At 67.0% G+C, this 26,321-nt stretch carries 27 protein-coding genes; 12 read left to right on the top strand and 15 right to left on the bottom strand.

Features of this window, described 5'->3' with window-relative positions; all coding sequences use genetic code 11:
* Positions 1-307: 307 nt before the first annotated feature.
* On the bottom strand, positions 308-973 hold the full coding sequence (locus tag M8859_RS20970; protein ID WP_159930220.1) for a sigma-70 family RNA polymerase sigma factor: 666 nt from the start codon (positions 971-973) through the stop codon (positions 308-310).
* Positions 974-1,467: 494 nt separating this feature from the next.
* Here M8859_RS20970 and M8859_RS20965 point away from each other — a divergent pair, with 494 nt between their 5' ends.
* Positions 1,468-1,656: a hypothetical protein gene (locus M8859_RS20965; protein ID WP_201295390.1), complete on the top strand. Its 189-nt coding sequence runs from the start codon at positions 1,468-1,470 to the stop codon at positions 1,654-1,656.
* 204 nt (positions 1,657-1,860) lie between these two features.
* Complete coding sequence (locus M8859_RS20960; protein WP_223514550.1) at positions 1,861-2,040, top strand: hypothetical protein; 180 nt, start codon at positions 1,861-1,863, stop codon at positions 2,038-2,040.
* Here M8859_RS20960 and M8859_RS20955 read toward each other — a convergent pair.
* The 3 genes from M8859_RS20955 to M8859_RS20945 form a co-directional block, all read right to left on the bottom strand.
* Positions 2,015-2,353, bottom strand: coding sequence for a hypothetical protein (locus M8859_RS20955; RefSeq protein ID WP_249644740.1), 339 nt, complete (start codon positions 2,351-2,353; stop codon positions 2,015-2,017). The two genes, M8859_RS20960 and M8859_RS20955, sit on opposite strands and share 26 nt — an antisense overlap.
* 62 nt (positions 2,354-2,415) lie before the next feature.
* On the bottom strand, positions 2,416-3,225 hold the full coding sequence (locus tag M8859_RS20950; RefSeq protein WP_159930221.1) for an ABC transporter permease: 810 nt from the start codon (positions 3,223-3,225) through the stop codon (positions 2,416-2,418).
* Complete coding sequence (locus M8859_RS20945; protein ID WP_159930222.1) at positions 3,222-4,148, bottom strand: ATP-binding cassette domain-containing protein; 927 nt, start codon at positions 4,146-4,148, stop codon at positions 3,222-3,224. The genes M8859_RS20950 and M8859_RS20945 overlap by 4 nt, the downstream gene beginning before the upstream one ends.
* A 446-nt stretch (positions 4,149-4,594) precedes the next feature.
* On the opposite strand from M8859_RS20945, the gene M8859_RS20940 reads away from it, so the two are divergent.
* Positions 4,595-5,950 (top strand): 2OG-Fe(II) oxygenase, encoded by a 1,356-nt coding sequence (locus M8859_RS20940; protein ID WP_195071963.1) that lies wholly within the window; start codon positions 4,595-4,597, stop codon positions 5,948-5,950.
* A 406-nt stretch (positions 5,951-6,356) separates the two neighbouring features.
* Here the strand turns inward: M8859_RS20940 and M8859_RS20935 are convergent, their stop codons facing one another.
* Positions 6,357-7,241, bottom strand: coding sequence for a hypothetical protein (locus M8859_RS20935; protein ID WP_159930892.1), 885 nt, complete (start codon positions 7,239-7,241; stop codon positions 6,357-6,359).
* 674 nt (positions 7,242-7,915) lie between these two features.
* Between M8859_RS20935 and M8859_RS20930 the strand changes: the two genes are divergently transcribed.
* Positions 7,916-8,599 (top strand): hypothetical protein, encoded by a 684-nt coding sequence (locus M8859_RS20930; protein WP_159930891.1) that lies wholly within the window; start codon positions 7,916-7,918, stop codon positions 8,597-8,599.
* 330 nt (positions 8,600-8,929) lie between these two features.
* Here M8859_RS20930 and M8859_RS20925 read toward each other — a convergent pair whose 3' ends face one another.
* From M8859_RS20925 to M8859_RS20890, 8 genes are all read right to left on the bottom strand, one after another.
* Entirely contained in the window at positions 8,930-10,303 is a 1,374-nt protein-coding gene (locus M8859_RS20925; RefSeq protein WP_195072392.1) for a hypothetical protein, read from the bottom strand.
* Positions 10,300-10,686: a hypothetical protein gene (locus M8859_RS20920; protein WP_159930895.1), complete on the bottom strand. Its 387-nt coding sequence runs from the start codon at positions 10,684-10,686 to the stop codon at positions 10,300-10,302. The genes M8859_RS20925 and M8859_RS20920 overlap by 4 nt, the downstream gene beginning before the upstream one ends.
* Positions 10,686-10,874 (bottom strand): hypothetical protein, encoded by a 189-nt coding sequence (locus M8859_RS20915; protein WP_159930889.1) that lies wholly within the window; start codon positions 10,872-10,874, stop codon positions 10,686-10,688. Before M8859_RS20915 ends, M8859_RS20920 begins: the two co-directional genes overlap by 1 nt.
* Positions 10,871-12,733, bottom strand: a complete 1,863-nt coding sequence (locus tag M8859_RS20910; RefSeq protein WP_249644739.1) for a hypothetical protein — start codon at positions 12,731-12,733, stop codon at positions 10,871-10,873. Before M8859_RS20910 ends, M8859_RS20915 begins: the two co-directional genes overlap by 4 nt.
* 78 nt (positions 12,734-12,811) lie before the next feature.
* Complete coding sequence (locus M8859_RS20905; RefSeq protein WP_249644738.1) at positions 12,812-13,687, bottom strand: 1-acyl-sn-glycerol-3-phosphate acyltransferase; 876 nt, start codon at positions 13,685-13,687, stop codon at positions 12,812-12,814.
* Positions 13,688-13,700: 13 nt separating this feature from the next.
* Entirely contained in the window at positions 13,701-14,411 is a 711-nt protein-coding gene (locus M8859_RS20900; protein ID WP_249644737.1) for a hypothetical protein, read from the bottom strand.
* On the bottom strand, positions 14,408-14,971 hold the full coding sequence (locus M8859_RS20895; protein ID WP_195072394.1) for a hypothetical protein: 564 nt from the start codon (positions 14,969-14,971) through the stop codon (positions 14,408-14,410). The genes M8859_RS20900 and M8859_RS20895 overlap by 4 nt, the downstream gene beginning before the upstream one ends.
* A 189-nt stretch (positions 14,972-15,160) precedes the next feature.
* A complete protein-coding gene (locus M8859_RS20890; RefSeq protein ID WP_195072395.1) occupies positions 15,161-16,135 on the bottom strand; it encodes a helix-turn-helix transcriptional regulator in 975 nt (324 codons plus the stop codon).
* A gap of 178 nt (positions 16,136-16,313) precedes the next feature.
* Between M8859_RS20890 and M8859_RS20885 the strand changes: the two genes are divergently transcribed.
* The 4 genes from M8859_RS20885 to M8859_RS20870 all read left to right on the top strand — a co-directional run bounded on the left by M8859_RS20885 (position 16,314) and on the right by M8859_RS20870 (position 20,020).
* The gene (locus M8859_RS20885) at positions 16,314-16,667 is read left to right on the top strand and encodes a RidA family protein (RefSeq protein ID WP_159930893.1); all 354 of its coding nucleotides are present in this window, start codon (positions 16,314-16,316) and stop codon (positions 16,665-16,667) included.
* A 360-nt stretch (positions 16,668-17,027) separates the two neighbouring features.
* The gene (gene lpqS, locus M8859_RS20880) at positions 17,028-17,471 is read left to right on the top strand and encodes a putative copper homeostasis (lipo)protein LpqS (RefSeq protein WP_249644736.1); all 444 of its coding nucleotides are present in this window, start codon (positions 17,028-17,030) and stop codon (positions 17,469-17,471) included.
* Positions 17,472-17,576: 105 nt separating this feature from the next.
* Positions 17,577-18,704 (top strand): PLP-dependent cysteine synthase family protein, encoded by a 1,128-nt coding sequence (locus tag M8859_RS20875; RefSeq protein WP_159930883.1) that lies wholly within the window; start codon positions 17,577-17,579, stop codon positions 18,702-18,704.
* Positions 18,701-20,020 carry an MFS transporter gene (locus M8859_RS20870; RefSeq protein ID WP_249644735.1) on the top strand — a complete coding sequence of 440 codons (1,320 nt, stop codon included), beginning with the start codon at positions 18,701-18,703 and terminating at the stop codon, positions 20,018-20,020. The genes M8859_RS20875 and M8859_RS20870 overlap by 4 nt, the downstream gene beginning before the upstream one ends.
* A gap of 869 nt (positions 20,021-20,889) precedes the next feature.
* Here the strand turns inward: M8859_RS20870 and M8859_RS20865 are convergent.
* Positions 20,890-21,786, bottom strand: a complete 897-nt coding sequence (locus M8859_RS20865; protein WP_159930881.1) for an oxygenase MpaB family protein — start codon at positions 21,784-21,786, stop codon at positions 20,890-20,892.
* 110 nt (positions 21,787-21,896) lie between these two features.
* Entirely contained in the window at positions 21,897-22,163 is a 267-nt protein-coding gene (locus M8859_RS20860; protein ID WP_159930880.1) for a hypothetical protein, read from the bottom strand.
* 300 nt (positions 22,164-22,463) lie between these two features.
* On the opposite strand from M8859_RS20860, the gene M8859_RS20855 reads away from it, so the two are divergent.
* The 4 genes from M8859_RS20855 to M8859_RS20840 all read left to right on the top strand — a co-directional run.
* Positions 22,464-23,216, top strand: coding sequence for a FadR/GntR family transcriptional regulator (locus M8859_RS20855; RefSeq protein WP_201295435.1), 753 nt, complete (start codon positions 22,464-22,466; stop codon positions 23,214-23,216).
* Positions 23,213-23,956 carry a cache domain-containing protein gene (locus M8859_RS20850; RefSeq protein WP_159930879.1) on the top strand — a complete coding sequence of 248 codons (744 nt, stop codon included), beginning with the start codon at positions 23,213-23,215 and terminating at the stop codon, positions 23,954-23,956. Before M8859_RS20855 ends, M8859_RS20850 begins: the two co-directional genes overlap by 4 nt.
* 77 nt (positions 23,957-24,033) lie before the next feature.
* Positions 24,034-24,234: a hypothetical protein gene (locus M8859_RS20845; protein WP_159930878.1), complete on the top strand. Its 201-nt coding sequence runs from the start codon at positions 24,034-24,036 to the stop codon at positions 24,232-24,234.
* 440 nt (positions 24,235-24,674) lie between these two features.
* Positions 24,675-26,321: amino acid adenylation domain-containing protein (locus M8859_RS20840; protein ID WP_159930877.1), on the top strand; the 1,647-nt coding region annotated here is incomplete at its 3' end.

Genomic DNA, 26,321 nt, shown 5'->3' with positions numbered 1-26,321 from the left:
CGAAGCCAGGAGTCACCATGACCCACCCGAATGAATTCCAGTCCTCGGCGGCAGAACGCATGGACGCATCACGGCAGTCTGCGGCACCGGCGTGTTGCAGCACCGAACGGCAGACCACGTGCTGCGATGCCAGCGACAAGGCGAGGTGCTGCGCTCCGGCGGCCACGGCAGGCAGCGGCTGCGGCTGCCAGTAGCCCCTCATCCGGCACGGTGCGGTGCGCGCCTCGTATGGCTCGCACCGCGCCTTTGTCCGATCGTGGTGATCCAGCGGCTGACCGGCGGGGCGTTGCTGAACCGGTGTGCCGGTCTACGGGGCGGAGGGTGGTGTGGCACCACAGCCGCAGCCCCCGTCGCTGCTGGCCGCGCCGCCACATGCTCCGTCGCGGGGCTGGTAGTCGTGCACGTGGCCGGTGCGGTCCTGGCTGATCTGACAGCAGGCACGCAATCGCGCCTGCAGGGCGGCGCGTCCGCGTTGCACGCGAGATTTCATCCCGGAGACCGAGATACCCGCCTCACCGGCAGCCGCGGCATGCGTGCGCGCGTCGAGGTCGACCATCTTCACCGCCGCGGCCTGCTCGGCGGGCAGCCCGGCAAGCATCGGCACCAGACACGAGGCGAGTTCTTTCTCCGCCGCCGCGTCGCTCTCGAGTTCATCCCCGTGCGCGGAGGGGTTGTCCGGGACGGCGTCGACGGGTAACTCGCGGCGATGGGCCGCGGAACGGTAGTAGTCGGTGATCGCGTTGCGGGTGATGGCATACATCCAGCCAAGCAGCCGGCCCTGCTCGCGCAGATCGTCCAAGCTTCTGGCCATCCGCAGGAACACGATCGACAAGATGTCATCGGCGTCTTCCGGGCGTGAGACACGGCGGGCGATGAAGGCCCGCAGGTCGCCGGAAAAGCGGCGCCACAGCTGGTCGAGATCGCCAGGATGCGGCTGTGGTGTGGTCGCGGTGGTGGCCGTTGGCTGGCTCATGATCGGGGTTCCTCTCCCTCTCCAGCATCCTCGCCTGCCGTCGTGGTGGCGAGCCTTGATTCCTCAGCACAGATACCGACGGCGCTGACCGCGATCGGACGCATCCGTGCGTCCCGATCCGGAGTGTCACGTCTGTATGGGTGTCGAAGTCGATTTCGGATCTCTGGTTCGACAGACCCCGTCAGCGCGGGGAGGAGGTGAGAGCGATGCTGACGACACATCTGCTGTCGGATCTGACCGACGAAGAGGTCGATCTGATCGTGGCCGAGGAACTGCATCTGCTCGACGCCACCACATGAGCGCCATCGACGCCTGTAGCGGGCGTATCCGCTGAAACAGCAGCCCACCTGTGCCCGTACGGTAGGTGGATCTCGACGCCGCTGATCGTTGCATCCCGACGTCGCATCGAACTGCGAGATTTGATATCGGTGAACTCTGAGATCCCCGCAGCCATGACCGGGAGGCCCCAGTGCGGGGCGTTAACGTCTCACCGTGTGAGCGAGGCGGTTGAGGACCCGGCAGCATCGACGTCATCGGCCGCAGCGCGGCGCGATGCGCTGCTGCTGGTGTTCGGCTCGGGTGCGGTGATCGGCGTCCTGGGCGGTTTGATCGGGATCGGTGGCGGGGAGTTCCGGTTGCCGCTGCTGGTCGGGCTGTTCGGATTCGCGGCCTGCACGCGGTGATCCTTAGCAAGGCGACGAGCTTGATCGTCGTACTCACCGCGCTCCTGGCTCGGCTGACCGCCTCACCCTACGACGAGCTCAGCCAGCACTGGACGATTGCGGCCAACCTGCTGATCGACAGCCTCGCCGGGGCCTGGCTCGGGGCCGACTGGGCGACAACGCTTCATTCGCGCACCCATCGCCGCAGCCCTGGCAATCAGTCACTTGGGCCAGGTCGGAACTCTCGCACTGCCGACGGCGGCGCGGGTTGGCGGCGCGGCACTGGCCGGTGTCTGCATCGGGATCGTGGCCGCGTTGATGGGTGTAGCCGGCGGGGAGCTGCTGATCCCGACGATCGTGCTGCTGTTCGGAGTCGACATCAAAGTCGCCGGAGCTTATCGCTGATGGTCTCGCTGCCAACAATGCTGGTCGCGTTCGCCCGCTCCAGCCGGGACCAGAGCTTCCAGATCCTGCGCGCCGACATCGGATTCGTCCTCGTCATGGCCGCCGGGTCGATCACGGGACCATCATCGGTGGGCTGTTGCTCGGCGTCGTCCCCAGCGCCGCGCTCATCCCGATTCTGATCGCGCTGCTGCTCGCCTCCGCGGTCAAGGTCTGGCGCCACCAGTGGTACCGGAACGCGTGAGGTCGGAATTCGCCGAGCGGACTTACCCTCTCGCCTCGCCTCGTCGTCGCCGAGTTCCAGCATGAACGACATCCGAAATCCGCTGAAACAACCAGCCCTACCCCTTTCGCGAGGTAGGGACATGGGAGTGGTCTTCAGCGAGCGCTCGCCGGCCGAAGCAGACGCGTCAGAACGGGGATGATGGTGACCGCGGCCCACAGTCCCGTCGCCGCGACCAGGGCGGTGGCTGTGTCGGCGACGGTGGCGGTGCCGAGCACGTGCCCGCGCAGGGCGTCGGTGGCGTGTGCGACCGGATTCACCGTCGCGATGGCCTGCATCCAGCCGGGCATGGTCTGGATAGGCGCGAACGCGCTCGAGACGAACATCAGCGGCATCATCACCATCATTCCGGCGAACTGGACCACGTCCGGGCGGCGTAGCCGGTCCCCGATCAGCCCGAACAGGGCGCTCATCGCTCCCGCTAGCACGACCAGGACCATCACCGCGGCGACGGCATCGATCGCGTTGCCGTGGAAGTCGAAACCCAACAGGACGGCGGCGATCCCGAGCAGCGCGGCTCGCGCGAGGGTGAACACGGCCTCGTTGATGGTGCGCGCCATCCCGGGTAACGTCGCTCGCATCGGCAGGGCCGCGAAGCGGTCGTGCATGCCGTTGGTGTGATCGATCGCGGCGGAGACTCCGGCGTTGGTGCCGGCCATCACCGTGGAGACCGCGAGCATGGCCGGGGTCAGGAAGTCGATGTAGCTGACCCCGGCCGGGAAGCCGGGCCCGGCGGCGACGCTGCGGAACACCTGGCTGAACAGCACGAGCATCGCCATCGGCATGGTCAGCGAGAACATCAGCAACTGCGGGACACGGGCGCTGGTGCGCAGGTTCCGCACAGTCAGTGCGGCGAGCTGGTCTCCGATCGGGGAACGCCCGATCGCGGTCGTCGTGGTGGTCATCGGTGGGCTCCTGTGGTGTGGGCGAGGTGAGTGAAGACGTCATCGAGGCTCGGGGAAGTCACATCCAGGTCGGTGACCTCGATACCGTCGCGGTGCAGGTCGGCAACCAGCGCGGTCGCGGTGGGGGCGTCATCGACGGTGACCGACACCCGCACCCGGGTGCCGTCGACTCGCTCGGTGTCCGGGGTGAAGGGCAGGTCCGCGATCTGCCGGGCGGGGACGGTGGCGTGCAGGACCTTGCCGCCGACGATCCGCTTCAACTGGGCAGGGGTGCCTCGGGCGGCGACCCGGCCACGGCTGAGGACCACGATCTGGTCGGCGAGCCGGTCGGCTTCCTCGAGGTATTGGGTAGTGAGCACCACGGTGGTGCCCGCGGTGGTGAGCTCCTCGACGACGTCCCATAGTCCGGCACGGGCCAGGGGGTCCAAACCGGTGGTCGGCTCATCGAGGAACAGTACCGACGGGTCGCCGACGAGGCTTGCGGCCAGATCGACACGGCGGCGGGAGCCGCCGGAGAGTTCCCCGACCCGCCGGGCCGAGTACTCACCCAGCCCGAGCCGGTCGATCAGCGCGTCGGCACGTGTACGGGCGGTGCGGCGCAACCCGTTCAGGCGGCCGATCAGCTCCAAATTCTCCCGGGCGGTGAGGAATGCGTCGAGTCCGGCATATTGACCGGTCACCCCGATGCGTCGGCGAACCTCGGTGGCATCGGCGATCACGTCCAGACCGGCGATCTGCACGCGGCCGACGGTGGGCCGCACCAGAGTGGTGAGGGCGCGGATCAGGGTGGTCTTGCCGGCGCCGTTGTGGCCGAGCACCCCGAGCGTCGTCCCAGCAGCGACTTCCAGGTCGACACCGTCGAGCGCCCAGGTTCTGCCGTAGGCGACGTGCAGATCCTCGACCACGACCGCCGGGGCGGTCATCGCACACCCCCGACGCGGTCAGCGAGGTCGTTGAACAGGTGAATGGTCATCGAAAAGGTTCCTCTCTAAAGAAGTGCTCTCACACCCGGGCGGATGCGAGTCCGCTTCCTCAGACGAACCAACCGCGAGATGGACGCAACGACCGCCGGTGAGGGCCGGCCGGTCAGGTGAGCACTGGTATCTCTGGACGCAGGCGGCGATCCGAACAGCGGCCAGCAGGGTAGACCAGATGTCATCTGGCTTAGGGGCCGTGCAAATGGGCGGTGTGCTGAAACCCTGTAACCGGGCCGTTGTAGTGCGGTAGTGGCTTACCTGCCTACGGTGTAGACCAGCCCGACACCCGGCCGACTCACCTCCCCGATGTTCCGAAGGTGCGGCATCGGGGCTGGATCGTCGGTGGGCCCTGAGAGTATGCCCGCGAACGTTGTCGAACATGGGAGAAGTGCATGACGGACAAGGCTTTACGGGTGATCGGCGAGCTCATGGGTTCGGCGTCGTCGGCGGGCTCATTTGCTGCGCGTCGGACCGGGTCGGCGGAGAACCTGGTGATCGAGGTAGATGGGGTGGGGCCGATCCGGTTGCCGGTGACGCCGGCTCAGGCGCGGCGACTGTGCGAGGTCGCGCGGCCGGCGCGGTATGGATTGCGCGAGCAGACCCTACTGGACGCGAACGTGCGCGACACCTGGGAGATTCCGCCGGACCGGGTAACGGTCGACGAGCGGCAGTGGCGCCAGACGTTGCTGCCCATGCTGGACATACTGCGGTCGGAGCTAGGTCTGGCGCCGGACTGCGAGTTGTCGGCGGAGCTGCATTCGATGCTGGTGTATGAGCCGGGACAATTCTTTCGGCGTCATCAGGATTCGGAGAAGGCCGACGGCATGATCGGCACGTTGGTGGTGACTCTGCCTTCGGCGTTCACCGGCGGGGAGCTGGTGATCGAGCAACAGGGGACGAAGGTCACCGACCAGGGGTCGCCGGAGGAGCTGTCGTTCGTCGCGTTCTATGGCGACTGCGAGCATGAGGTGCTGCCGGTCACCGACGGTTTCCGGATCACGCTGACCTACAACCTGGTGGCGAAGGGGCGTACCGGCCCGGACGCCGCCGCTTTCGCTATGCATCCGTCGGTCGCGTTACTGGCCGAGCAGTTACGGACGCATTTCACCACACCGATCGAATTGCCGACGTGGCGTACGCACGGCGAGCCGGCGAAACGCCCACCTCGTCAACTCGTCTACCTGTTGGATCATCAGTATTCCCAGCACGGATTCGGATGGGATCAGCTCAAGGGAGGCGATGCTTCACGTGCTGGGCTGATGCTCGCGGCGGCCGACATCGCGGGATACGACACGTCGCTGGCGCTCGCGGAGGTCGAGGACTCCTACGAGGAGGACTACACCTCGTGGATGATGATCTATCGCCAACGTTGGGAGCGCGTCGAGGACGGGTGGAAATGCGTCGAAAGTGCTGACGTGGAGTTCGATGAAGACGGGGAAATGGTGGAGCCTGTGCCCGATGACCCCGCGAGCCTTCCGGTGCGCTCCAGCCTTCCTTTGGTCCCGGGATCGGAAGATCTCGGCGAGTTGCGCTGGTCGACCATCACATTGACGTGGCTGATCGACCGGTCAGGGGCGGCCGGTGTGCCCGCTGTGCGGGAGGTCCGGGATGAGGAGTTGTGTACGGGCGGATCGAAGTCGACGCTGGAGCCGTTCGCGTCGGAAATCGAGGGTTACATGGGCAATGAAGGAAACACCGCCAATTTCTGGTATAGGCGCGCGGCGATCATCATCCGGCCCCGTCAGTAGAACGGCCCGGCATGCAATCCTCCGCGTCAACCTTCGACGCGGAACGACCTGTCAGCCCACGGGCTGACGAGTCGGCGGGTTGCTGTTGGGCAGCCAGCAGGGGCATGCCGCGCATCTGGAACCCGATATGTCGTCCGAGGTATGCAGGATCCACATGCCGACGACATATTCCGGCTCACCGGCACGCTCCGGCCCCGGCTGGTCGCGTGGAGGTCGTGTGCTCGGCGAGTGGACCGCGGGTGTCGGCGTGGGCGCAATCATCGGTCGCCGTCCGATCACTGCTCCTCGTGCGGACTAGTGAGCCGTCTCGAGGCGTGCGGCCGCCGAGTCCATGAGTACTGCCGCCTTGTTCGTGAGGTCGTCGTGGACCTCGGTTGCACGCCCTGGTCGAGTCCTCGCCGACATCTCAGTCCTTCGGCGCGGGGTTGATGGTGTCGCCGTCCCAGCTCAGATCCGAATTCTCGGTGATCTCGAAGGCCTCGAAACGATCGTCGGCCACAACCGCGTCGATCAGAGCACGTGAGCCGGCGACGATCGTGGAGTCGAAGTCGATCTCGCTGGCCACGACCCATGCGTGGTCGGCCGGCCAGAGCAGCTGCGGCGTCACTCCGGGGAAGTCGGTCGTCCATCCCAGGCCCGCCGCATGCACCCACCTGGGGTCGGCGAGTTCGGAGAGACTGGTGTCGAACAGCATGAAGTCGCGTCCCGGCCACTGCAGGAAAGGCCCCGCCTCGACCGCCCGTCCGACTTGCGGCGAGACAGAGGCAGCCAGCTCGGCGTCGATTCGAGCTCGCTCGCGCTCGAGGTTGCGCGGATCGCCGTCGGTGGAGGCGACGAACACCGCGCCCGAGGATGTGTGCAACTCGCCGAATCCATTCCAAACTCCAGCCGTCACCTCTTCCGGTGTCTCGGTGGCTGCGCGAAGGTGGACAGTGAGCGCGGCCAGCAGGCTCGGGTCGAACCATCCCTCGACGGTCTGGCCGACTTCCCAGCCGTCGTCGAACGACATCGCCGCCTCGTCCTCATCATCGGTGAGGTTGCGCCACTGCACCAACGGATGCATCACTCTGCCGTTGCGCGCGGCGACCTCGGCCCACGGCCACATCGCCTCCTCCACGATCGCCGGATTGCCCCACTCGTCGGTGACCGTGACGTCGCGGCGGGTCGCCTCGACCGGATGCAGGATCCGCGCATAAGCCTCGAAGCCGGTACCCGCGATGCCGCCGACCCCGTGTTCGCCGACGCGCGCCAGCAGCCACCCACCGCGCTCGAAATCCGTTGTGAACTCCACCCAGCCAGCCTAGAGCCACGCCTGTCGGGCATCTCTGTCTCTGACGTCAGCTCCATCGGGCTGCTGTAGCCAGGCGAGGACCGACCGTGCCTGCCGCGCGGTGACGCTCACCTCGCCGACCGGTTCGGCGCCATGGGCGGAAACTACAGAGCCTGTCCGGGCGCACTGCGAATTCGCTACGGATAGCAGCGCCGGTCCCGCTGTCTTCAGCCTGCGGACGCCCCTGCTCAGCACTGGGTTGCCCACAGGCTCCGTGGCCCGCGTGCGGGATCCATCCGTTCGTTCTCCGCCGGCGGCTGTCCTCGTCCTCGACGGTCTCCGGCTCGAACGCACTTCTGGGCTGCCGTGGATCCACTGCGTCGCCATGGATTGGCCGCATCCTCGGGCGGGGCAGGTCGATGCCGAAGCCGTCCGCGACGTACCGCTCCAGCGACAGCTGCTTATGGTCGGCGCCGTCTCGGCAGGACTGCGGCATGCCCGCGTACGCCAGGAACTGCGTTCCAGGGGCAGAGACGTGGATCCGATGTCACTCACTGGTGACAACCGAGCCTTAAGGACTTCGCTAGCTCGACCGGAGATCATGACGTGGCAGAAACACAGCGGACGAATGGATCCTGATGTCTCCCACCGAACACCCTGACAGCGCACAGCCGTGGCGAGGTGTCACGCCACGGATGGGCAAGCCACGCGTATCGCGCCGGATACTGTGGATCTCACTGCTGATTGCGGGAATGGTCGTCGTCGCGGTCGCCGTCATCGCGTTCGACTCGGTGTCCTCCGGCAAGCTGCCCTGGACGAAGACGACCTACGCCGCGGAAAACGCGACGGACCCCTGCGGCCTCATCGACGGCTCGGTGCTACGAAGATGGACCGGCACCGAGTCGACCACGCGAGAGGGAGACTACAACCCTGTTGTCGGCGATCGCTACCACGACTGCACTGCATCGAGCGTTATGCGCGGTCGGTATGCACAGGCTCCGGAGATAGAGGGAACGGCCATAGACGCAACGATCTCCGTCTCCACCTCCGTATGGCCATCACACCGCCGTGCCGGCACCGTCTATGAGAGCCAGGCGAACCCCTCATGGGAGCCTCACATGGAGTACAGGTCGAGGGGTGGCGTGCCTGATCTCGGGCAAAAAGCATACTTCGAGCGCGATGTCATCGAATTCGGGGAGAATACCCGGGTCGATTATCAGATCGGTGTCCTCGACGACAACCTCTATATCGAAGTGTCCATGAGGTTCGAATTCAGCCACTCCCATGGTGTCGCGCCCACAACCACCGCCGACATCGATGACATCCAGCGGACTACCGAACAGCAGGCCAGGCGCGCGATGGACAAACTCCGGCGATAGCCGACGAAATCGTCGTCCTCCCGCGGACCCTTCCGGCGTATTCGGTCGACACCGGATCGGGCGATGGTGAGCGGTTCCCGTTCACCGGTCTCGAGACAGCGCGCTGTTTGTGAAGCGAAATTGATAAGCGCTTCTCGCATCGAACAGAACGGCGACCCCGGCAGGGACGATGCCGACGAGCGTGTTGCCCACCATCGGCGATGTAGTCGAGGCACTGGTCACGTTGACCGGCGAGCCGCACCCGCTGCTGCCTGACACCGAACCACATCCCCTGTCCCCCAGCCGACGGCAAAGCCTCGGCGACCCCGAACCATGAGGTAGCCCAACGCGCTATGAACCCACATACGTGGCGAAATCGCTGCCGAATGGGTGTTCTAACAACAGGTAGAGACCGGTGAAGGTGAAACCGACCATAGTGAGCATCAGAGCCAGTTGACCGGTGAGCCGGTGCGCGGGCGGAAGCAGTCGCAGGCAGCGGTCGTGGGCCGCGGCGACACCGAGGATGTGGCCGACCACCACGGCCGAGACCTTGATCGTCCCCAGCGCCGCGGGGTGGGTGGACAGGAGGTAGGCGACGTCGCGGTCGGCGAGCCCGGCGAGATTCCACCCTCGTCCGAACGGATCCGCGAACAAGAGCATCGTCGCCTGCCCCTTCTCCACCAGGAACGTGAGGTAGTGGGCCACCAGATAGCCGGCGACGATCGGGGTCAGGCTGTGTGCCAGACGAGCGGGAAGTCGTCTCCGCTCGTCTTCGGGCAGACCTCCGGTCGCTCGGGCGGCGATTCGGAACGCTACCCCGACGACAGCGATGAAGCCGAGCAGCCCCAATGTGTTCAGTACGGTCGGCAGGACTTCGGATCCGTTGCTGCCCGCCTCGGCGAGCACGCTGCGCCAGGACGGGAAGGTGGTGAAGCTGTCGAATGCCGTCGAGCCGAGCAGGGTGGCGGCGACGGCCACCCCGCCGATCCGTGCCGGAGTGCCCGCCAGGTTGTCCAACGGTGAGCGCAGCACGAGCTCACCGGTTTCGCGACGTCCGAGCGGACTCAGCCTGCCCAACAGGCTGCTGTACACCTCGAGCGGGTCGGCCCGCTCGGCCCATGTCGTGCCCCACACGATCAGTCCGATCGTGCTGACGACGAGGTATGCGACGAGCCAGGTGGTCACCGCGGCCACCGAGCCCGGTTCGGGGTAGGCCAGTTCGAGCCACACGAAGGAGAACAGGCCGAGCACGGCGGGCCACTGTCCCCAAGAGCTGGGATAACGGAGCAGACCGCGAGTGGGCGGACGGCGCGACACCAGGCAGACGACGCGGTGCACGGCACGCGCCGGGGACAGGATCTTCCAAACGGGTCCGGCGATCAGCGAGGCGACCATGACACCGACCCACAGGAAGATGTAGACGACACCGGGGACGGGATTGCGTCCCGGGTCGGAAGGTCCGAACACGCCGATCGCGACGACGGCGAGGGTGACGGCCGCGCTCACCACCGAAATGCCGATCCGAATCGGCTCGGCGTCCACGATCGCTCCGACTACCGAGGGGAGCTCGAATCCCGGTGATCGTGGTTCCAGCCGCGGTCGGCGCCAGGCGACCGCGAGGACCGCGAACGAGAAGGTCAAAGCCCAAGCGGCGCCGACGAGCGCGTACGACAGCGGGATCGGCAGGTCGGTGGCACCGCCGATGCCGTGGGCCAGAACTGTCATCCGCGCACGAGCAGTGTCGCCACCGTGCGCCGGGCGTGGTGCAGCTCGATCTCCACCCGTCCCGGCACCTCTACGGTGAAGCGGAACCGCTGGCCTGCGCCCGGGGTGATCGGGAAGGTGCGCTCTGGTGTGGCGTGAACGTGCATTTCGTCGTCGGTGTCGCTGTCGACCACGATCTCGATCGGTCGTCCTACCCGGGTCTCCAGGCGGACGTCGGCCGGACTCACCGAGCCTGCGGCGATCCGTACTGCGACGACGAGGCTGTCCGTGTCCCCAGCCACCGCGGTCGTCGACGCGGAGGGCGCGGGATCGGATGAAGCGCAGCCGGTCACGAGCAGACCCCCGAGAATCACGAGCGCGGACCAGCGCCGCACGGATGCCATCATTCCTCCTTGTCCGCGCCGTGTTCGGCCGTCGACCCCGCCGTCCGTTCGTGCTGGTGCGCCCGACGGTCTCGCAGGGCGACGAACACGACGACGGCGACCACGAGCAACGCGGGCAGGAAGGCCGGGATCGCCAGCAGAATCGAATGATCGGCCAGCACGTCCACGCCGTCGTATTCCGGGTTCATCGCGACCCCACGGGCTCCGGCGTCACCGTCCGGCCGACGTGCGGGTACCGGTCGTTGATCCGCGCCGCACCCCAGGACAACGCCCCGACGAGGACGAGGCTGCACAGCAGTACGACGAGCGACGCCGCGGCGAACAACCAGGAGGGGTGGTCGAACGACCGCTCCCGTTGCAGCACGGTGATCTCGGAGATGAACGGCCGGGTGAACGAGGCGAGCGCGGGAACCTCTTCGACGCCGATGCCGGGGTCCGCGGGCATGAAGATCGGCGCCGCGGTCAGGACGCGCCCGTCCTGCAACCGCAGGACGGTCTTCCACGACCCGTGCGCCGGAACGGGTTCGGTCGAGACGTAGTGGCCGGGGCCCACTCGCCGCAGCTGGTCGACGACCAGTCCGCGACCGGGACTGTCTCCCCCGATCCCGCCTTGCCAGGCCAGGACCTGCATCCACTCGGGGTCGGAGCCGACGAGATCGGTGGGCGTGAGGCGAACGTCCGCGAGCACCATCCTTGCGTCCGTGGCGGATTCGGCGTCGCGCAGTGTGACTGTGGCCTCCGCCCGCTCCGGTACGTCCATGAGCAGACCGTTGGCAGTCGCGGCCGCCACGATCGCGACCGCGGCGACCATCAACCCGCGGCGCACCGGCGGAAGCGGCAGCGGTTCACCCCGTAGCGTCATCGCCAGCAGCGCGCCGACGACACCGCCCGCGATGCTCGTGGGGACAGCCATCGCCAGGAGTTCCGGCCACATGGCGGTCGGCCACGGATTGACGAACATCGCACCGATCCAGAGGGATTCCAGCCATAGTCCCACCGTCGCGATGCCGAGCCCGCACAGCGCACCCCACCAGATCGGCCGCCGGGTCAGCGGCAGCAGCGCGAGCAGTTCGACCACGACCGCGCAGCCGAGATAGAGCGGGAATACGTTGCGCGGCGCGTCGATGACCGGCCCGCCGACCAACACGGCCACCACGGCACGGACCGATGCGGCGAAGCCCACAACGACCAGGGTGCTCAACGGCCCGAGGCTCGCACGGGCAGCGACGAGGGAAATGGAGGCAGCCGCGACGATGAGCATCGGCTGCAGGACGAGCCGGAACTGCTGCACGCCGAAGTCGAACTCCACCTGGAACACCGAGAGCCCGATGAGCAGGCCGCCGAAGGCGAAGGCCCGCAGCAGCCACATCCGCCGCCCGTCCGGACGGTCGGCCTCGGGCCGGCTGTGCCTGCCCTCGAACTCCAGCAGCAGCACGCCTACCAGCGATAAGCCCGCGCCACCGATGAGCATCAGATGCGTCGGCCCCCACAGGGTGACATCCTGGCCGAACAGCCGATGCCAAAGGTCGTCGAGGGGGAATCCGATCAAGGCGTACAGGCCGGCGCCTGCGATGAGGATGCCGCCGACGGGCGCGTACCACGTGCGGGTGATCCGCACTGCCGCGGGCCCGGGCTTTTCGTCCAACGGAAGCACGATCGCCGACATCCCGGCGGTGAACAGGAAGAACAATCCCGCGAGGATGAAGTAGTGGGCCGGGTTCGCCAGCGGCCCGTCATCCCGGCCGTTGCCCACGTGCAGGCTGACGTCCCAGATGAATCCCAACAGCGCGGTCAGGATCGTCGCGAGGAACAGCGCGAGCGGAAGAGCGACCCAGCCGGGGCGGTTGAACAATCGGCCGAGACGGTCGGCGATCCGCTGGAGCCAAGTGATGCGCCGGGTGCGGTGCAGATACCCGATCCAAAGCAGAACGACGGCGACGAGCCCCGCGGCGCCGGTCATGGCCGCTACTTGGTCCAGCGCCGCTCCGCCGCCCTCGGTGCCCGGGGCGGCCAGCGATCCGAACCTTTCATGCGCGATTTCGCGCATGGGAGACCTCCATCACACGAACGAATATATGTTACGAACGGTACCATAAAAGGGGCCGGCTTCGGGCGCAAACGGCGGTCAGCCGACGATCGGCAGGGTCCGCTCGTCATCGAGCTTGGTCAGCGCCCGTTGCATGGTTCCGGTGACGAACTGGTAGGCCTGCTCCAGATCGAGTTCCGGACCCAAGGCCGCCCGCAGGTCGATCGGGTCCAGGAACTCGACGGTGATCTTGCTGGGCAACGGCAGATGACCGGCGAGATCTCCTACGTCGAGCCCCCATGGGAGTGCGAGCGAGATCGGGAAGACCTTCAGCCGCAGCATCCGGTCCAGCCGAAGCAGGCGTGCGATCCGGTCCCCACGGGTGAGTACCAGCTGACTCTGCTGCGCACCGATATTCACCACCGGCACGATCGGGACCCGCTCGTCCCAGGCCAGGCGGAGAAAACCGGTACGACCGGCGAAGTCGATCCGGTCCTCCTCCCAGGTCGGGCGGTGCACCTCCCAGTCGCCGCCGGGATAGACCAGCACCGCCGCGCCGTCGCGCAGTGCTCGCGCGGCGTTGGCCGCGTCGGCGTTCACCGTACCGAAGCGGCGCAGCAACGAGCCGATCACCGGGTAGGCCATCACCATGTCGTGGGCAAGCTGGAAGAAGGGCCGCTGCGGGCCGAAACGGCGGACGAACGCCAGGGTGGTCACCATGACCTCCGGCGACACGTTGCCGCCGGAGTGGTTCGCCACCAGCAACATCGGCCCTTCCTCGGGTATCCGCTCCAGGCCGCGCACCTCCGCCCGGAAGTAGAGGCGCGCGAACAGCCAGCCCAAACCCATGGTGTCGCCGATGAATTCCGGGTCGCGGTCGGCGGGATCGGCGGACGGGATCCGCGCCTTCACCTGCTGGGCGACCCAATCCGTCGCTTGGTCGACCGTGCCGGTGACCAATCCGAAGACACTCATGGGTTCGCTCCGGCTAGGCGCCGGTCGAGAGCAACTGATCGAAGAACGCCCGGTAGCCGCGCAGCACCTGCCGGAGGTTCTCGGTGTCCGCCGTGTCGCCGCGCCGCTCGTCCAGTTCGCGCTTGCGCTGCTGGTAGGTGGCGATCATCTGCTCGATGGCGTCGTTGACCAAGTCGTCGGCGCGTGCGACGGCAGCCCCGGGATCGTCGACGAAGGTGACTTGGACCTCCCGCCACTGGGTGCGCAGGCGATCGAAATCGGCTTCGGCGAACAGCGGAGCGGGCTGATCGCCTGCCACGGGAGCGGCGCTCGGCCCGACGCCGGCTCCCGGCACCGAGTCCCGGGACTCGGATGGCACGGCGTTGCCTACCCCCGTGCCGTCGATGGGTTCCCCGCGCTGGGTGTCGGTTGCGGACTCCCCTGCCCGAGCATTCGCGTGCACTGCGTCCGATCGATCGGCTGCGTGAGAGGGGCGGTCTGCCTCGACCTCATCGCCTGCACGCCGCTCGCCTCCGGAACCGACCACGTCGGGGTCCGCACTCCGCTCGCCGCCGTGCGATACCGCTCCTGGTTCACCGACCCGCTCGGCGTCGGTCTCGGGGCGACGGCCCGTCTCGGGAGTTCCCGCGCCGTACCTGTCGTAGTCGGCGCCGGTGCCCGTCGTGGTCGCCGACTCGTTTCGCGTGCCGTCGCCGGGGAATCGCCGCTCGGACTCGGTGCTCATGATTTCACGCCCTTGCTCTCCTTGCCGGCCACGCCGAGCAGGTCTTCGAACAGTTCCCGGTAGTGCACGATGGCCGTGCGCCGGTCTTCGGTGGACACCGCGGTGCCCGTGGGTCGCGTCGCGATTTCGCGCGCGGCGCGATAGTGGCCCAGCGGCGCGGCGTGCTCTACGGAAAGATCGGCGATCTGCTGCTCGTAGTTCTCCGTGGGATAGCCGCGCTCGGCCATGATCGTGGTGACGAGGCGGTCGGCTTCCGTCAGCGCCCCGGCGGGGTCGTCGATGAATCGCTCCTGCACCTCTACCCAGCGGGTGGTGTAGACCCGCTTCTCGTCGTCGGATAGTTCGCGTAACCGCAGTTGTGCGTGCCTGCGTTCGCGTTCGGCGAGTTCGCGCTCGGCGGCCTTGCGGTCCTCGTGTGCCCGGACCGTCCGGTCGTACTCGGGGCCGAACTTGCGGCGTAATCGCTGTCTGCGCAGCGCAGGCCACACCACGAACGCGACAAGGGCCGCGACGACGACAATGGCGATGACGACGATGATTGCCCATACTGCAGCCGACATCTGAACCTCCTTGTCGAGCTTGTTCGCAGGGGTAATGCCTCCTGGAGGAGCTTCCAAACCGGTGAGCGTCTGCGGAACAGCTGGGCACCTCTGCCCACGGTGGGTAGGTGCCGCGGGGAGAGGCCGGACTGCGGCGAGCCCGGCCAGCCCTTGTCGGCTTGGGCAGCGGGCCGCAGCAGGCGGCAACTGTCAGACCGACACTCCGTAGCGGGTGGCGATCGCGACGGCGCGGTCGCGCAGGCAGGCGCGTAACCACTGCGGGGCAAGGGCTTCCGCGTCCGTGGCGAGTTGCCACAGCGCCCACTCGGCGTGTCTGGGATCTTGGAAGGTCACCTCCAGCCGCAACCAGCCGTCCGCGTCGGCGTCTTCGGCGCGGACGGCCAGCGCGGTGCTCACCAGCTCTTCCCGTCGCGCCGGGTGCACCCGGACCAGCACGGTGACTTGGTCGCCGCCGGTCCGGAAACGCGTGCTGCGTTCCCGCCAGGCCCGGTCCAGATCCACCCGGTCCGGTCGCTGTGCGGGATCGGGCAGTTCCTCGGCGGCCAACACCCGCGACAGCCGATAGGTGCGGTCCGCCCCCGATCTTGTTGCCAGCAAATAGCCCTGGTCGCGCACGGTGACCAGACCGATCGGGTCCACCGTGCGCCACTCCGGAGTCTGATCCACAGCCGCGTAGTGGACGCGCAGCTTGTGCCCGGCGAGGACCGCGCGCCGGATCTCGGCCACTACGGCGTCGGACACCTCCTCAGCGACCAACCGGCGCGAGAAGAGGTCGGTCTCCGGATCGATCAGCAATCGCTGGGCCGCGCCGGTCGCGGTGGCGCGATAGCTTTCCGGTAGCGCGTCGACCAGCTTGCGCATGGCCGAAGCGAGCGCCGAGCCCAGGCCGAATGCCTGCGCGCCGCGCCGTGACCCGGCGACCAGCAGGGCCAGCGCCTCGTCGTGATTCAGTCCGGTGAGCTCGGTCTGGAAACCGGGTAACAATGCGAAACCGCCGTGCCTGCCGCGCTCGGCGTAGACCGGCACGCCTGCCGCGGACAGCGCCTCGATGTCGCGCAGCACCGTGCGGGTGGAAACCTCCAGTTCGCGGGCCAGCGTGGTCGCGGACAACCGACCGTGCCGGCGCAGCAGCAGCACCAGCGAGACCAGACGGTCGGCGCGCATGCGAAAAACTTTAGCGGAATACACGACACAGGATGTCGTGATTCGTTGCGAGGCTTACCACCACGGCGTCACAGACAGCGGCTATCGGGCCGATGGACGTACGTACTTCAACGAATCGAATGGAGCTGATGTGGTAGCGGAACGAACGGCAGTCAACCCGGTGACATGGTCGGTGCAGATGGGATTCAACCAAGGTGAGCTCGTCTGCGGGCACACCCGGACCCTGTACTGCTCCGGGCAGACCGCGATGAGCGGTGACGGCAAACCCCAGCATGCCGGTGACATGGCAGCGCAGTTGACGCTGAGCCTGGACAACGTGGAGGCCGTGCTCGGAAAGGCCGGCATGTCCCTGGCGAACCTCGTCCGGCTCAACGTCTACACCACCGACGTCGATCTGCTCTTCCAGCACTACGGCGTGCTGGCGTCGCGGTTGGCGGCTTCCGAAGTGGCACCGACTACCACGATGCTGGGGATCACACGTCTGGCGATCCCCGGCCAGATGGTCGAACTCGAGGCAACCGCCGTCGAGTGATACCGACTCGCCGCCTCCGGGGCTGCCGGAGGCGGTGAGTAGCCCAGCCCGGGGTGGGCCGAGATTCCGGGCCGAGGGGGTGACTGTCAGCGTCAACGTGCTGACGATCTTCCGGCCGGGCGTGCCAGTGAAGTCCTCTGGTCTTGGTCCGGATCGAGGCGACAGGGGCGCGGTGACTCCGGCCTAATACCCTAGGGTGGTATCGTACCTAGCGATTCAGCTGCCCGGAAGGATCGCATTGCCGCAGATGTCTGGTCGGCCGAGTGCCACCCGCCCGCCTCACCGTCCCACTCGAACGGGATGCTTTCCGGCGCCCGCAAGCTTTCGCATCGAAATCTCGTCGCTAGGGTGGATTCCACAGTGAAACTTATCGGATGGTTGCGGCCCAGCGGCTTGACGCTGGCGATGCTTGCCGCGGCGCTGCTCATGGCGCCGTTGCTGCACTGCACGCTGCTGGATGCCGATGACCACTCCTCCACGGTCGCGCGGCACGTCCATGCGGCCGTGACTCCGACCCCGGCGGCCGTGGTTTCGGCGCTGGACTACCACTCGGACGTCAGCACCGACGCGACGCACCGTCACGGTGTACCGCACGCAGTCCACTGCGCCATCACACCCGCGCTCCCGGCCGGGGGCGGCAGTATCGCCCCGCCGCAGTTGCTCCTATTGATGCTGGCCGCGGCCGTAGTCCTCGCGATTGCGGGCCGGGCGGGTTCCGCCGGAGTACGCGGTCCGCCCGTCGCGGCCGTTCCCGTCGTCAGCGGCAGAGTACTGCTGACGCGCTTCTGTATCGCCCGACGCTGATCGGTCAGCGCCAGGTCGGCGGGTGTCGTCCCCGCGTCGGCCGGTGTCTGTTCCCGATGCACGTCTGCGCCCTACGGGGCGGTTTCGATACGGAAAGCGAAGGTCATGGACAAGTATGTGCTCGATGAGCGCGCCGGGGTGCCCGCAGCGCTGGTGCCCGCCCCGGACGCGGCGCGGCATCCCCGAGCGCTCGTCGGCAACACTCCCGTGTTGTGGGTCGGCGCACCGCTGGCACCCGCCGGCCGAGGGTTCTGGGCCAAGCTCGAGGGATTCAATCCGGGCGGGATGAAGGATCGTCCCGCCCTGCATATGGTGCGGCGGGCCAAGGAACGCGGCGATCTGGCGCCCGGCGCGCGGATAGTGGAGTCCACCAGCGGCACCCTCGGTATGGGGTTGGCCCTGGCCGGGATGATCTACCACCATCCGGTGACCGTGGTCACCGATTCCGGTCTGGAGCCTCTTGTCGCTCGGATGCTCACGGCCTACGGGGCGCGAGTCGACGTGGTCGACCAGCCGCACCCGACCGGCGGCTGGCAAGAGGCGCGCCGCGTCCGTGTCGCGGAGTTGCTCGACCGCGAGCCCGGCGCGTGGTGCCCGGATCAGTACAGCAACCCGGACAATGTCGACGGCTACGAATCGCTGGCCATCGAGTTGATCGAACAACTCGGCGGAGTCGACGTGCTGGTATGCGCGGTCGGCACCGGCGGCCATTCGGCCGGGGTGGCGCGGGTCCTGCGCCGGTTCAATCCCGATCTGAAGCTGATCGGCGTCGATACGATCGCATCCACCATCTTCGGGCAACCGGCTGGTACGCGGCTGATGCGCGGCCTCGGCTCGAGCATCTACCCACGCAACGTCGACTACGCCGCCTTCGACGAGGTCCATTGGGTCGCGCCCTCCGAAGCCGTGTGGGCGTGCCGCACGCTCGCCGCGACCCACCATGCCAGCGGCGGATGGAGCGTGGGTTCGGTCGCTCTGGTGGCGGGATGGGCCGCCCGCGGCCACGACCCCGAGGCGCGGATCGCGGCCGTCTTCCCCGACGGGCCGCACCGCTATTTCGACACGATCTACAACGACTCCTACTGCGAGGATCTGGGCTTGTTGGACGCCGATCCGCCGATCGAACCGGAGACCATCAGACACCCGGCCGAGCGGGTCGTGCGGTCCTGGACACGCTGCACCCGTGTCCTGGACCCGAGAGCTGCCGCCTTCGGACGGAAGCAGTCGCGATGACGGGATTCACGCAGTTCCGCAGCTTCGATCTCGCCGCTCGGCTGCTGATGGTCAATCAGTTCGGCATCAATTTCGGCTTCTACATGTTGATGCCGTATCTGGCCGGCTACCTGGCCGGCCCACTGGGCTTGGCCGCGTGGGCAGTCGGGCTGGTGCTGGGTATGCGGAACTTCTCCCAGCAGGGCATGTTCCTCGTCGGCGGTACGCTCGCCGACCGGCTCGGTTACAAGCCGCTGATCGTGGCCGGATGCCTGTTGCGCACCGGCGGTTTCGCGCTGCTGGCGTTCGCCACGTCGCTGCCGGGTTTGCTGATCGCCTCGGCGGCAACGGGTTTCGCCGGAGCGCTGTTCAATCCCGCCGTCCGCGCGTATCTCGCGGCCGACACCGGCGAACGACGGGTGGAAGCGTTCGCGGTGTTCAACATCTTCTATCAGGCGGGCATTCTGGCCGGGCCACTGGCCGGACTCCTGCTGATGACGTTGGATTTCCGCGTAACGGCGGGTGCGGCGGCGGCCGTGTTCGCGGTGCTGACGGTCGCGCAGTTGTTCGCGCTGCCCACCCGGCGCGCCGCGCTCCCGGCGGAAAAGACCTCGGTGCTCGAGGATTGGCGCACCGTCGTCTCCAATCGCCGGTTCGTGGCCTTCGCGGTGGCGATGATCGGCTCGTATGTGCTGTCGTTCCAAGTCTATCTCGCGCTGCCGTTGCAAGCAGGCTACATGGCAGGCGCGCGATCACAGGCCCTGACCTCAGCGGTGTTCGTGATCTCGGGTGTGGTCGCGGTGGCCGGACAGTTGCGTATCACCGCGTGGTTGCGCTCCCGCTGGAGCTCCGGCCGCAGCCTCGTCGTCGGCATGAGCGTGCTGGCGGTGTCGTTCCTGCCGCTGGCGATCGTGCCCGGACCCCAGCGGTTCGGCGTGGTCGCGGCCGTGGCCGCGCTCCTGGTGACGGCGGCGCTACTGGCGGTCGGGACGGCGGCGGTGTTCCCCTTCGAGATGGACACCGTCGTATCGCTGGCCGAGGGCAAGCTGATCGCCACGCATTACGGTTTCTACAACACTGTCGTCGGCGTCGGCATCCTGGGCGGCAACCTCGCCACCGGCGCGGTGGTCGGCGCCGCCCACGCCGCGGGAGTCGAGTGGGCGGTCTGGGTCGGTCTCGGCGCGGTCGGCGCGGTCGGCGCGCTGGCCTTGCACAGGCTCGACCGATCCGATCGTGCGAAGCGTGCGGTCGCCGGTGGCGCCCATGGCGATTCCACGCGCGGTCGGCACGTCCTCGAGGTCGAGGACCCGGTGGAGGTGATGAACTCCCGGCGATAGCTGGGTCACCACCTCGACAGCGGCCGCCGCGATGACGGCGGTAGCGCGGGATTGCTTTCGCCCTTGCGCCCACCTCGTCACACCGTGGCGGCCGCGGGCGAGGACGAGCCAATCTTCGGCGCCAGGCAGATGGAGCCGCCGTGACACGCGGGAAGCTCCGGGCAGCCAGGTCAGGACGGCCAACGCCGCGGTGGCGACCGTCGAGTCGACACCGAAGTACGTCCTGACCCGCACCCCCAGGTCGCGACCCAACGAGTGCTGATCCGAGAAATCGACCCGATACAGTCGTCGACGGCGTTGTCCGGGAAGGTCGAACGTTTTCGGATCCGTGTAGTTGCGGACCATTCGCTCGCCATCGTGAAAATAATTGCCCAGCAACCGATATGTCCATTCCGTCGCGGCCGCCCCATGCCGCTCCCCCGCCCCCAGCAGCACCACCAGATCGATCGGTCCGGGCGAAGCGCGATGCACGGCGGCAGCGAGCAGGTTCGTCAACCCGGGCGCGAGCCCCACATCGACGACCACCGCGGCCGCAGGCGCGAGCCGTTCCAGCGCGGCGACATATTCCGTCGAGGCTGTGACGTCTACGAATGGGATTCCATGTGTGCCTGCGATTTCGGCGAGCCGAGGATTCTCGGCACCGGACGCATTGACCACCACATCGATACTCGCCAGAGCGGCGCGATAGGAGCGCAGATCAGGTTCGGTCGAGTCCACCGTCCGGTCCGCGCGGGCAGGGTCGCGTCCGGCCGCGATCGCGTGCACTCCCCTCGCGCGCAATTCGGCCATCAGATGGACACCGACAGCGCCGTACCCACCCAGTACCAACACGTTTCTCACAACCACCACCATCTGCTGAGAAAGCACCGTCAGCTCGCTACCACGGTCGGCCCCCGCAGCGCGGATTTCCTGTGGTGGGCGACGATTTCGCTGAGCCGGAACATCTCACGCGGGTCCGGCAAGACATGTCGAATCGCGAAGACCGCGACCCGGGTGATATGACGCGCCGCGTAGCTGAAGGCTGCGGGCGGTTGTGGGATTCCGAGGCTTTCGATCACGTGTTCTTCCGACAGCGCCAGCGCCAGCCAGCGTCCGAACCAGCGCAGCGGCCGTGGAAACCACCGCGTGGCGAACTGATCGATGAGCGCATTCGCCAACCGCTGCCCGGCCTCGGAGCAGGCGAAATCCGGGCCGTGCTCGTAGGAGTGGAGAAACTCTTGCATGTCGTGCCAGGTCTGCGGAATATCGGCGACGCCGAGCCGTGCCGAGACCTCGCGCCAGTGGACGAGCTGGGCGCGGCGCTCCTTCTCGCTGAGCCCTGGCGCACCCGCGACCTGCCGCAACAGCCGATCGTAGATGAGCGTGAACACCGCGGCGCTGTGCTGAAAAGTGTGCAACGGCATGGGCCAGTTCCGGGCGACGGTGGAATGCCAATTCCGGACATAGTCCAGGCTCTGGCCGGTCACAGGGCTGGAAACGCCGTCGTCGATCCAGGAGAACAGGTGAAACATGGTCTCATCGGCGCGTCGGATACCTTGCTCGTAGAGCATCCCGGTGCCGTTGCGGTCCACCGAGACCGCCGACGCGGGCGGCCCGGCGAAGCGCACGAAACCGACTGTATAGAACAGGTGCACCACGAGCAGGCTCCTCGGCACCAGCTGACAGCTCGTCAACCGCACGATTCGCTCGCTGTCCACCGCGGGATCGAGCCGTTCGATCTCCGCTTGAATCCATTTTCTACCGCGCTTCGCCTGCCGAGCCGCCACAATCCAACCACCTATCACTAGAGGTTCACTACAGTGAATTTTTCACTGTAGTGAAGCTCTAGTCAAGGGGCCGCGCGAGGATCAGCCGTGGGAGGCGGACTCCTCCGGAGTCAGGCCCATGCCTGCCGCCCGCTTGCCAGCGGCATCGGCGGGAAGAGTTTCGCCCAGAACTCGTGACGCACCGCGTCCCACAGCCTGGTCAGCTCCGGAAGGAGCTCTCGCGCTTGCGCGAGGTCGGGATAACCGCCGGGGCTGAACGACACTACCGGCGAAGCGTCGGACGCATGGTCCACGGCGACGATGGCGATCAAGTGGTGCTGAACGAAGCGCCAGGTCACACGCAATCCGTCGACTTCGGTTCGGTGCACATCATCCATCTCGGCCACTCCTGCGCCGTGCGCTCACCCGACGGGCGCGCGGGCCACTACCGGTCGGCCACACTCGGCCGTGCGCCACCATTTCGGCGGACGATCCGGCCCGGTCACGGGCGGCCCACCCTGGGCGCTCGCGGTGAAAGATCTGATTATCGGACATCAGGGAATCCTGCTTCGATCGTGACGTCGGCGCGTCAAGGTGCTCGGGGAGGCAGTTCCACGGCATTTAACCTAAGACATTAGAGTTCATAGTTCAAGGGTTCATTGTTAGGATCAGGTGACATCCCCCACCGAGGAGTCGCGTTGTCGAACCGGGAGAGCGCCGGATTGACCGCTTTGGGCGCCGTGCTGTCACCTCTCGAAGGTGGCGGTCCGAAGACCGATGCCGTGGTGGAGCGGCTGTGCGCCGCGATCAGCCTCGGTCTGATGACAGACGGCCAGCAACTGCCGAGTGAGACCGATCTCGCCAACCAGTTGGGTATATCGACGATGACCCTGCGCGAGGCACTTGCCGTACTCCGGCAGCGCGGGATCGTGCACACCAAGCGCGGCCGCGGTGGTGGCAGCTTCATCCGCGGTTCGGCGGAGGTTCTCGAGAGCGCCTCGCTGGCGCGATTGCAGCAGATGAGCATTCAAGAGTTGCGCGATCTGGGGGATGAACATTTCGCCGTCACCGGAGCGGCCGCCGTGTTCGCCGCCCGCCGCGGGTTGCGGGCCGATATCGCCCGGCTCCGCTCCCTGGCCGACCGGCTGAAGGACAGCAGCGAACCCATCTCCGCACGCCGCGCCGACAGCCGGTTTCATATCGAAATGGCGGTGTGCGCGCAGTCCACCCGGTTGACCCGCGCCGAGGTCGCATTGCAAGCCGAACTCTCCGCGTTGCTCTGGTTGCCGCGGCTGAAATTGGACCCGGAGGCCGAGGCGACCGCTCATCGGAATTTGGTGGACGCGATCGAACGAGAAGACGATGCCCGAGCGAGAGAGCTGGCAGAATCACAAACCGAATCACGCATCCGCCGCCTCGTCGCCCTACGCTTGGAGCTCAGTGATCGATGAGGGACACCGATAATTCCCCCACCCCGGTGACCGTCGAGTCGCTCGCTCATACCGTCGGAAAGCTGGCCGACGAGGTTTTCCGATCACTGGGGATCATCGGGACGGCGCTGGCAACGCTGTGGGAAGATCTCGCCGATCAGCCGCGGTCCACTCCACGGTCGACCGACCTCGTTGCGCTTCGCGACACCATTGTCGGTGAACTCGAGCGGCATGGGAAACTCCTCGAAAGCGCGGGCGTAGTGCTCGCTGATGGCATTCTCGCCGATCGTCCCCGTCACCTCGAATGGTGGTTGCTGGACGCAGAGAGCCGACCACAACGCCTGCTGCTGGAATTGAACCCGCACAGCGAATATTTCTACGACTACACCGGAATGGAATGGTTCGCGATTCCGCGTGACCAGGATCGGCGATGGGTGCACGGCCCCGCCCTGGATTACGCGTGCACCGATCAATACGTTTGCACATTCGCTGTACCGGTCACGATTCCTTCGGGAACCTTCCTCGGAGTCGCCGGTGCGGATGTCCCTGTCGCCTCGCTCGAGGAGATCCTGCTCCCGCGGTTCCGGGCATCCGGTCAGCGGGTGGTGCTGGTCAACGGCGAGGGCCGCGTGATCATGGGCACTGATCCGGAATTCACGACCGGATCCAAGACGAGCCGAATGGACCGGCCTGCCGCCGCGGTGCCGATCGAGACCTTGCCCTGGTCGTTGCATCCGTTGGGATCCACGGCATCCCACTGATTACCCGCGCGACAGCGCGGCGCGCCCCGATGACTGGGGTCGTGCGACCCAGCGAAGTTCGCCGAATACTCGTGTCCATGAAGGCGATCACCGCAGGCCTCCTCCTGACGGCCACACTCCTCGCACCCCCGTCGGCCGCGTCCGCCGCGCCGCTCGAAGAGCCGTCGACCGTCGCCGAAACCGGATCGGCCACTCGATCGCTGTGCCTGCTACTGCGCATCTTGCGCGCGGGGTACGTCGACAGTTCGGCCGGTGGCCCTGCCTGCACATTTTTCTGACCCTGCGGACCGATGACCGGTATGGGTGCGGCCCGCTGCATCACTGAGGCCGGGCCCGATCGCCGCCCCGGATGTCAAGGCAGCGAGCTGATGTACAGCCCTGCGGCGCTTCGACTTCCGCGAGTGAGATGACACGTTGCGCTGCTGCCCACAAGGTCGGGCGAACCGAAGAAGCAGGCGGACGCAGCGACACGTGTGTGGCGGCACTGCCGCGAAGCACACCGGCGGAAAAGATTTGAGACACAACATATTTGGCGCGGCACCGCAGTATGCCGCGCCGTAGGCGGCTCTCCCGCTATGTCCCCGACGGGGAACAGAAACCTGACTGAACGAGATATCACCGGTCTGTCTGCGACACCATTGCCAGCCTGTAGCGACGCTGTGGGTCGGCTCGAAACGTTCGTCCGCGAGTCCAGCACCTGAAGGAGTAAGCACCCGAAATGAAGATGGACCGCCGTTCTGCGCGTGGAAGTCGCCGTCGCCGTTCCGGCGGTCCACTCTTCGGCCAACTGCTCACCGCCGCAGTCGAATCCGCCGCCGACACGGTCGCGATCCGGTTCGCCGCGACAGCTGATTCCGCCGAAGCCGTGGAGCTGACCTACCGGCAGCTCGATGAATCGTCGTCACGGTTGGCGCGGGAGTTGATCGACCGGGGGCTGGGACCCGGCGACGTCGTGGCCATCGGCATCCGGCGCTCGGTCGAGTCCGTGCTGTCGGTATGGGCGATCGCGAAGACAGGCGCTGCCTATGTGCCGATCGATCCCACCTACCCGCCCGAGCGAATCGCCTACATGGTGTCCGATTCAGGGGCCGCGATGGGCCTCACCACCTCGGCGTACCGAGAAGCGCTGGGCACGTCCATCCCCTGGATCGAACTCGACGACCCGCGACACCGAGAGCGGATCGCGGAGCGGCCCGCGCACCCGGTCTCGTACACCGATCGGGTGCGGATGCTCACCGAGCAGCATCCCGCCTACGTCATCTTCACCTCCGGATCGACCGGACGCCCCAAGGGGGTCGTGGTCACCCATTCGGGACTGGGAGCGATGGTGGCGTCCGAGCGGGAGCGCTACGGTGTCACAGACGGCTCCCGGGTGATGCATATCTGCTCGCCGAACTTCGACGTGTCGGTGCTGGAACTGCTGCTCGCCTTCGCCACAGGATCGACTCTCGTGATCGCGCCGCCGACGGTGTTCGGTGGATTCGAACTCGCCGATCTGCTACGGCGCGAACACGTCACCCACATGCTCATCACACCCGGGGCACTGGAGTCCGTCGACCCCGCGGGTCTCACGGACCTGCGAGTCGTCATGGTCATCGGTGACCGGTTCGGGCCGCACCTGGTGCACCGCTGGACCGGCGGCGGCCGCGCCATGATCAACGGATACGGGCCCACCGAGGCCACGGTCATCGCGACCAGCAGTGCACCTCTCGTGCCGGGTGAGACGATAACCATCGGCAGCGCCATACCCGGATTCGGTCTGTACGTGCTGGATTCCCGCCTGCGCCCGGCCCCTGCCGGAGTGGTCGGCGAACTGTACCTGTCCGGTCCCGCGCTGGCAGCGGGTTATCTGAATCGGCGAAGTCTCACCGCGGCACGCTTTGTGGCCAACCCATTCGGCGGCGAGGGCGGCAACCCGGGCTCACGGATGTACCGGACCGGCGACCTGGCGCGCCGTCTGGGCTCCGGCGGCATCGAAGTCCTGGGACGTTCTGACTTCCAGGTGAAGGTGCGTGGCTTCCGCGTCGAACTCGGCGAGATCGATGATGCGCTGAGCCGCCATCCCGATATCGAGTTCGCGGTGACGTTGGGCAAGCGGCAACCCAACGGTACGACCATGCTGGTGTCCTATGTACTGCCCAAGGCGGCAGAACTGGCAACGGAATTCGACACCGCCACACTCGTCGACTTCATCTCCGAGACATTGCCCGCGTACATGGTTCCCACGACGATCATCGTGCTGGACGAGATTCCGTTGACGCCGGTGGGCAAGCTGGATCGGGCGGCTTTGCCGGAGCCGGTGTTCGCCGCTCGTGCTTTCCGTGCGCCGTCGACTCCGACGGAGGAGGTTGTGGCGGAGGTGTTC

This window comes from Nocardia sputi, assembly GCF_023501985.1.
This window is presented reverse-complemented; position numbering and strand designations above follow the sequence as displayed.

Excerpts from the sequence above, each read along its gene's own strand:
- M8859_RS20970 (WP_159930220.1), bottom strand. The coding sequence starts at position 973 with ATGAGCCAGCCAACGGCCACCACCGCGACCACACCACAGCCGCATCCT.
- M8859_RS20955 (WP_249644740.1), bottom strand. The coding sequence starts at position 2,353 with ATGTCGTTCATGCTGGAACTCGGCGACGACGAGGCGAGGCGAGAGGGT.
- M8859_RS20950 (WP_159930221.1), bottom strand. The coding sequence starts at position 3,225 with ATGACCACCACGACGACCGCGATCGGGCGTTCCCCGATCGGAGACCAG.
- M8859_RS20945 (WP_159930222.1), bottom strand. The coding sequence starts at position 4,148 with ATGACCGCCCCGGCGGTCGTGGTCGAGGATCTGCACGTCGCCTACGGC.
- M8859_RS20940 (WP_195071963.1), top strand. The coding sequence starts at position 4,595 with ATGACGGACAAGGCTTTACGGGTGATCGGCGAGCTCATGGGTTCGGCG.
- M8859_RS20930 (WP_159930891.1), top strand. The coding sequence starts at position 7,916 with ATGGGCAAGCCACGCGTATCGCGCCGGATACTGTGGATCTCACTGCTG.
- M8859_RS20925 (WP_195072392.1), bottom strand. The coding sequence starts at position 10,303 with ATGACAGTTCTGGCCCACGGCATCGGCGGTGCCACCGACCTGCCGATC.
- M8859_RS20920 (WP_159930895.1), bottom strand. The coding sequence starts at position 10,686 with ATGGCATCCGTGCGGCGCTGGTCCGCGCTCGTGATTCTCGGGGGTCTG.
- M8859_RS20915 (WP_159930889.1), bottom strand. The coding sequence starts at position 10,874 with ATGAACCCGGAATACGACGGCGTGGACGTGCTGGCCGATCATTCGATT.
- M8859_RS20910 (WP_249644739.1), bottom strand. The coding sequence starts at position 12,733 with ATGCGCGAAATCGCGCATGAAAGGTTCGGATCGCTGGCCGCCCCGGGC.
- M8859_RS20905 (WP_249644738.1), bottom strand. The coding sequence starts at position 13,687 with ATGAGTGTCTTCGGATTGGTCACCGGCACGGTCGACCAAGCGACGGAT.
- M8859_RS20900 (WP_249644737.1), bottom strand. The coding sequence starts at position 14,411 with ATGAGCACCGAGTCCGAGCGGCGATTCCCCGGCGACGGCACGCGAAAC.
- M8859_RS20895 (WP_195072394.1), bottom strand. The coding sequence starts at position 14,971 with ATGTCGGCTGCAGTATGGGCAATCATCGTCGTCATCGCCATTGTCGTC.
- M8859_RS20890 (WP_195072395.1), bottom strand. The coding sequence starts at position 16,135 with ATGCGCGCCGACCGTCTGGTCTCGCTGGTGCTGCTGCTGCGCCGGCAC.
- M8859_RS20885 (WP_159930893.1), top strand. The coding sequence starts at position 16,314 with ATGGGATTCAACCAAGGTGAGCTCGTCTGCGGGCACACCCGGACCCTG.
- M8859_RS20875 (WP_159930883.1), top strand. The coding sequence starts at position 17,577 with ATGGACAAGTATGTGCTCGATGAGCGCGCCGGGGTGCCCGCAGCGCTG.
- M8859_RS20870 (WP_249644735.1), top strand. The coding sequence starts at position 18,701 with ATGACGGGATTCACGCAGTTCCGCAGCTTCGATCTCGCCGCTCGGCTG.
- M8859_RS20860 (WP_159930880.1), bottom strand. The coding sequence starts at position 22,163 with ATGGATGATGTGCACCGAACCGAAGTCGACGGATTGCGTGTGACCTGG.
- M8859_RS20850 (WP_159930879.1), top strand. The coding sequence starts at position 23,213 with ATGAGGGACACCGATAATTCCCCCACCCCGGTGACCGTCGAGTCGCTC.
- M8859_RS20845 (WP_159930878.1), top strand. The coding sequence starts at position 24,034 with ATGAAGGCGATCACCGCAGGCCTCCTCCTGACGGCCACACTCCTCGCA.